This window comes from Fluctibacter corallii (assembly GCF_025751585.1).
Classification (GTDB): domain Bacteria; phylum Pseudomonadota; class Gammaproteobacteria; order Enterobacterales; family Alteromonadaceae; genus Fluctibacter_A; species Fluctibacter_A corallii.
The window spans coordinates 764,880-771,283 of the sequence record NZ_JAOWKX010000001.1; the positions used below are offsets into that span (position 1 = coordinate 764,880).

Below are 6,404 nucleotides of genomic sequence, written 5' to 3' on the forward strand. Positions count from 1 at the left end.
TGCCTTTGGAGTCCATGTGCCTGCCACGATCAAGAGTGTTGCGCAATACGCTGGCGTATCAATAAAAACCGTATCACGCGTTATTAATAACGAGGGTACTGTTAAGCCCGCAACGCTAGAAAAAGTACAAGAAGCGATTGAGGCGCTCGACTACAAACCCAATAAAGCGGCAAGGGATCTGGCTGGGAGAGAAAATTTTGTATTAGGTTATGTATATGACAATCCCAATGCGTACTACATTATTGATATGCAAAAAGGTATCCTCGACGAATGCCGATCTAGCGGCTACGAGCTGCTTATTCACCCTTGCAATGCCGCCAGTGACAACATTGTTAATGAACTCGTGAATATGGTAAGTAGCGCGAGACTTGCAGGGTTAATTCTCTCTCCCCCGTTGTCAGAAATGCCGCAAGTGCTTTCAGCACTCGACGAGCGAAATATTTGCTACGTACGTATTCTGTCAGGCAGCACAACACCAAACTCCTCCTTGCCAAGTGTACTCATAGACGACTACAAAGCGGCCTATGCCATTACCGAGCATCTAATTGAGCAAGGTCACTCACGGATAGCATTTATTAGCGGTGACATGGCACACCAGTCTACGATAGAGCGTCAGGAAGGGTATAAAGCAGCATTAAAAGCACGCGATATTCCCGTTGATAATCAGCTCATTCTTAACGGAACTTACTCTTTTGAAACCGGTGTGAAAAGTGCTGAAAAAATTGTCAAAATGGCCCCCACGCCTACAGCCGTATTTGCCTGCAACGATGAAATTGCGGCAGGCACGCTTTTTGGGGCTCGCATGAATGGCTTGGATGTGCCTGCGCAACTCGCCATTGCAGGTTTTGAGGATAGCCCCTTTTCGCGACAGACCTACCCTACACTCACCACTGCGGCACAACCCACGACAGAGATTGCGAAAAGCGCGACATCCGCATTAATTCAGTGCATTAGGTCGCGTAAAAAAGCGGGTAATCAAGACGCAATAAGGTCACGCTTTTTTACACCTCAATTGGTTATTCGGCAATCCACAAAGGGGTAATATTCACGTCAGACACAAAAAGCTAGGCAGTGTTCATACGCCAATAGAATGCCACCTATTCGGCATGGCTACCTTACTGGACTTTTTAAATAAAAATAAACTTTTTGCATTCTCCCTTCGACTTACGCAATAAATTAAAAAGGAGAATGCTATGTCCCTAATCAAACCTATAATACTATCAACCTTACTCATTGGCGCACTATCGGCGTCGGCTGCTCATCGTTCAGACCCCTTTTACCATCAAACATTGACGAAAGATTCAGAAATGGTTGCACTAAAAGATTGTAAGATTGTTGCAACTATGCCAGTGAGTGATCAGTTAATAGCGCTTCGCCAACAACTCACCGTGAACGAGTCTGATATTGAGCTTGCCACACAACCCATAAAAGCAATACAGCCCGATATTCAGCTGCTTTCCGAACGCATTCAAGAAATAGTAACATCAGCGGTGAACACCAACGCTGGCGTAGTGACAGTTGACCAACAACGTTTAGAAGAAGCAGAACACCTTCAGCACGAGCTGACAGCATTGATCAACGCAAATACCGTTGACACCGCACACATTGAGCACATTAGTTTACAGATTGAGCATACAGCAGACGCTTATGTCGACGAGCTCAAGGCTCTATTCGGTGATATTTCCTTTGATCAAATTCAGGTGCGCCAACAAGGTGACACCTCAGATATTTACTGTGACCACGACGTGAAAATGTAAACTTTATTCTCTAACATGGCTATGGCTCTGTTTTTATTTTTGAGCCATAGCGCCTACGTTTAACCACTAAAATTAATCAATAATAGTGATTTCATTATCTTAACTTGCTTGTCTCAATTCTCGTCTGAGCACTTTACCCACCGTGGATTTGGGCAGCTCTTGAACAATGTGAAACTCTTTCGGTACTTTGTATCCAGTTAAGCTCTTTTTACAATGAGAAATCAATGCATCTTCACTGACTGTTTCTGAAACAGTAATAAACGCGCAGACTCGCTCTCCCGTTCGCTCATCAGACTTTCCAATCACAGCAGCCTCTAATACACAGGGATGGCTCGCTAACACGTTTTCCACTTCGTTCGGATATACATTGAATCCTGACACAATCACCAAATCTTTCAAACGGTCAATTATTTTGATGCAGCCCTCTTCCGTACGCACACCAACATCACCCGTCTTAAAATATCCAGACTGTGTCATGACTTTCTTTGTTTCTTCTTCTCGATTCCAATAGCCAAGCATTACCTGAGGCCCTTTCGCAGCTATTTGCCCTGACTCATCGCCTTCTACGGGTTGATCATTCTCATCTAGAAGCTGAATATCAGTGCCTAGAAGAGGGGGCCCTACAGTACCGACTTTTTCATTACCAGGCTGGTTGAATGTCAATACCGGTGCAGTTTCTGACAAGCCATACCCTTCAGTAATCGAACAAGTAGTTACTTCTTTCCAGATATCGACAGCCGCTTGCGTTAAAGCGGTGCCACCTGAAATAGTCAATTTCAAGTTAGCGAAATTCATCTGTTTGAATTCTGCGTGCTGACACAATCCTATAAACAAGGTATTTAATCCGCAGAAGGTCGTTATGGGAAACGGCTTCATTTGTGAAACAAAGGCGTCAAGATCCCTTGGGTTCGGTATTAATACCGTTAAACACCCCTTTGCAAAGAAGGTCATCATGCAGACTGTAAACGCATAAATATGGTAAAGGGGCAATGGGCACACCACGACTTCTCTCCCTTCCTCAAAACTGGCGCCAAGGCGATCCAAGGTTTGCACACTGTTACTTAATATATTGCCATGAGATAGCGCTGCACCTTTAGAAACCCCAGTAGTACCTCCGGTATACTGTAACATGCACACATCATCCACATTTTGCTTACTGCGCGCTTTAAGAGGTAACTCTTTACCCGCTTGCAACACCTCAGTAAAAGAATAAATGTCACCTTCAGTTGGGCTCGCCTTGTCGGATAGGAGATCGCCAATACCCGTGGATATAACTGTCTCTATTTGGGTTTGATGCTTAATCTCTTCGTATTTAGGCAAAAAGTCTGACAAGATAATGAGCGCCTTTGCGCCTGAGTCTTTAAACTGATGTGCCATTTCTTTCGCGGTATAAAGCGGATTAGTGTTTACTACAACCAATCCCGCTCTTAGCGCACCATATACTGCAATAGGGTTTTGCAAAATATTGGGTAATTGAATCGCAATTCTATCTCCCTCATTGAGTCCATTTTGATGCTGAAGCCAGCTAGCTAAGGCCACAGATTTCTCATCCACTTCTCGAAAAGACAAGGTTTTACCAAGTGCGGTATAAGCGGGCAGCGCCCCATAAGCCCTCAATTTTTGTTCTATGTAGTCGGGAAGACTATGGATTCCCTCTGGAATGAGTGATTGGTCGCTCACGCCACTCTCCTTTTAACTGACGAATTATTTTTTACAATAATGTAACAAAGAACCCGTGCTTCACAAGCAAATTTCCTGAATAGTTAATACATAACGCAACTTATTCATCCTAATCGTGAAGGTATTAAGATTTCCAATTATTGATTAATCATTGTACTGTTTTACCTGTAAAACAATACCAATCACAAGTGGGACAATTAAGATGGAATTTAGACAAGCCACCGTTACTGATATCTCAAATATCGCTAAATTACATGCACGTAGCTGGCGAGAGACATATTCAGATGCATTATCAGCAACGTTTTTACAACATGAAGTAGAAAAGAATAGAGAAAATACGTGGATAAAGCGTCTTACCACTCCTGAGCCTAACCAACGGGTTATTGTTGCCGAACTGGATGGCGTTTTCTGCGGATTTATCTGTGCATTTGGCGGAAAGCACCCCACGAATGGCACTATCATTGATAACTTACATGTTTATTCTGAATACAAAGGCAAAGGAATTGGCACCAAACTACTTCACCTTGCTGCGTTGTGGGCAAAGGAAAATTACCCGACGCATGGTATTTATTTAGAAGTACTAAAGAGCAATCCAAACGCAATTAGATTCTATGAATCCTTAGGAGGGAAAAGAGCTGGCGAGGCTATTTGGAATACACCATGTGGTAATTCTGTAAGTGAGTACGTCTATCGATGGGATACACCCGACACTCTCACTAACGCAAAACAGACCGCTTAAACACTTCGGTTGCCTGTGCAAAACAGTTAAATATGATTGGAAGGGCCGCAATAGTACTTACCTCGCTTTTTGCCCTACATACATTGGCGAACACGCCCCTATCAGACTTTGAAGGGTTATATGAGTACACCGATAGTTCTACTCTGACTATAGTAGCTGGACCAAACAATGTTAATTTGTATGCCATTATTAATGGCGCTCGTTACCCACTTACGCCACATAAACCAGACATTTTTATAAACAGTGCTGACATACAAGTAGCATTTATCAGAGATAAAAGTGGACACATTTACGGATATCGAGAACTGCGAGAAAAGAAGCACACTGAGAACCCTATTTTTAAGCTTATCGATTCATCCCATAAACTACCGCCGTCTATCTGGATAGCAAAACCATCCCATTCACCTTCACCTTACTCCTACCGCCCCCCAAGCGAACAATCTGATGGAATATCGGTTAGATCATTGGCTCCTAACCTGCCTCTCACGCGGCAGTTGACTAGTATGACAAATGCGATTTACAACGGTGAGTTTCCATATACCCACAGTGTATTACTCTATCTCGACGGAGAACTAGTATTCGAGGAATATTTTTATGAGTTTGATGATAAAAAATTACATCAACTCCGTTCCGCAACAAAAACCCTCGTTGCTATTTTGACAGGTATTGCTGTGGATAAAGGTTTACTCAATCTAGACACGCCAATTTTACAATTTTTTCCCCACTACCAACCTATCAAACACTATGGTGTACGCAAGAAAAAAATTACCATTAAAGACCTATTAACCATGCAATCTGGCTTGGCATGCAACGACAGAGATGAAGCATCTCCGGGAAACGAACGTTACATGTATCCGACACAAGACTGGGTGCGCTTTGTGTTAGATTTACCTATGGCAGCAGGTCCTGGCAATCACGGCCATTACTGCTCAGGAAATGTGGTATTACTCAGCCACATTATTGAGACAGTATCAGGGCTGCCTCTTAATAAATTTGCTAATCAATATTTGTTTACTCCTCTTAATATCAATTCATTTTCTTGGCAGTTCATTGCCAATCAATCGGACATACACAACTTTGGACAAGCGTGGCTAAGTTCGAGAGACATGTTGAAAATAGGAGTATTACTCTTACAAAACGGAAAGTGGAAAGGCCAAAGCATTGTATCAGAGGATTGGATTAAGGCATTGAAAGCACCGCAATCACAAATAGAACAATCACGTTACGGCTATCTGTTTTGGCTCAGATATTTGAATTTAGATAACAACGAACGAATAGGTATTTCCCAAATGTCCGGCAATGGCGGGCAAAAAGTCATTATCTTAGATGATTATGATGCTGTTATTGTATTTACAGGGGGCAATTATAATCAACAGTCTCATACAAACGTTTTATTAAAAGACTTCATATTAAACGGATTTTCCGACTGAAACCTGACATTTAGCTTCCGTTTTAACAGTGCTATTCGTGACCAATTACTTCCTGAGCTCAACTATGTTTTTTTGAGGTTAAGTAGTGATACTAATCCCTTGGAAAGATAATCACTAACCCAAGTGTTAACGCTTCGCCGTGCAACCTTTAATTGGCTTGCCACTTGAGTAAGGTTTTGACATTCAAGAAACAGAGATACCGCTAGTAAGCGTAATATTTTTGAGGTCTTCTTCTCTTTTTGATAAGCGACGCAAGTCCTCGGAAGATTACTTGTTCATGGAAATTTTTGAATAAACAGGGTGATTCAATTAGATCATACTTTTATGCGGAATGGTATGAGATCGGTGTTGGCTCGCCGGCCAGCTTGCAGGCCCGTTGCGCAGCGGGATTCCCCCATGAAGAGGAGAACGTAAAAAGCCCTTCTCATTGGAGAAGGGCTTCTTGTAATGGGAGCCTGGCAGTGTGCTACTCTCACATGGGGAATCCCCACACTACCATCGCCGCTAGTACGTTTCACTTCTGAGTTCGGAATGGATTCAGGTGGTACCGTACCGCTATTGCCGCCAGGCATAAACTGTTGTGCAAAGTGGTTACTTTGCGTAAGGAGGATGTAATGTCATCATCCTTAGTCAATTCGGTAAAGCTGATAAATCAACGAGAGTCTGTATTCTATCTCTTGTGCACTTGTCTTACAACACCGAAGCTAAAGCTTCTTAGGCGTTGTATGGTTAAGCCTCACGGGCAATTAGTACAGGTTAGCTTAACGCCTTACAACGCTTCCACACCCTGCCTATCAA

6 protein-coding genes and 1 rRNA gene are annotated in these 6,404 nt (G+C 42.9%); 4 read left to right on the plus strand and 3 right to left on the minus strand.

The genetic code is table 11. The features are described 5' to 3' along the window. Nucleotides 1-16 precede the first annotated feature (16 nt). Together OE749_RS03455 and OE749_RS03460 are read left to right on the plus strand one after the other, a co-directional pair. Nucleotides 17-1,042, plus strand: a complete 1,026-nt coding sequence (locus OE749_RS03455; RefSeq protein WP_263710953.1) for a LacI family DNA-binding transcriptional regulator — start codon at nt 17-19, stop codon at nt 1,040-1,042. 151 nt (nt 1,043-1,193) lie between these two features. Continuing rightward, the gene (locus tag OE749_RS03460) at nt 1,194-1,757 is read left to right on the plus strand and encodes a hypothetical protein (RefSeq protein ID WP_263710954.1); all 564 of its coding nucleotides are present in this window, start codon (nt 1,194-1,196) and stop codon (nt 1,755-1,757) included. 99 nt (nt 1,758-1,856) lie between these two features. Here OE749_RS03460 and OE749_RS03465 read toward each other — a convergent pair whose 3' ends face one another. After that, on the minus strand, nt 1,857-3,437 hold the full coding sequence (locus tag OE749_RS03465) for an AMP-binding protein (RefSeq protein ID WP_263710955.1): 1,581 nt from the start codon (nt 3,435-3,437) through the stop codon (nt 1,857-1,859). Between the two features lie 202 nt (nt 3,438-3,639). Here OE749_RS03465 and OE749_RS03470 point away from each other — a divergent pair, with 202 nt between their 5' ends. Both OE749_RS03470 and OE749_RS03475 read left to right on the plus strand, forming a co-directional pair. Next, entirely contained in the window at nt 3,640-4,176 is a 537-nt protein-coding gene (locus OE749_RS03470; protein ID WP_263710956.1) for a GNAT family N-acetyltransferase, read from the plus strand. 32 nt (nt 4,177-4,208) lie between these two features. Continuing rightward, complete coding sequence (locus OE749_RS03475; protein WP_263710957.1) at nt 4,209-5,606, plus strand: serine hydrolase domain-containing protein; 1,398 nt, start codon at nt 4,209-4,211, stop codon at nt 5,604-5,606. Between the two features lie 62 nt (nt 5,607-5,668). Here OE749_RS03475 and OE749_RS18595 read toward each other — a convergent pair whose 3' ends face one another. Together OE749_RS18595 and rrf are read right to left on the minus strand one after the other, a co-directional pair. After that, entirely contained in the window at nt 5,669-5,824 is a 156-nt protein-coding gene (locus OE749_RS18595) for a helix-turn-helix domain-containing protein (protein ID WP_404828117.1), read from the minus strand. Between the two features lie 235 nt (nt 5,825-6,059). Further along, a 5S ribosomal RNA gene (gene rrf, locus OE749_RS03480) occupies nt 6,060-6,175 on the minus strand. Nucleotides 6,176-6,404: the final 229 nt, after the last annotated feature.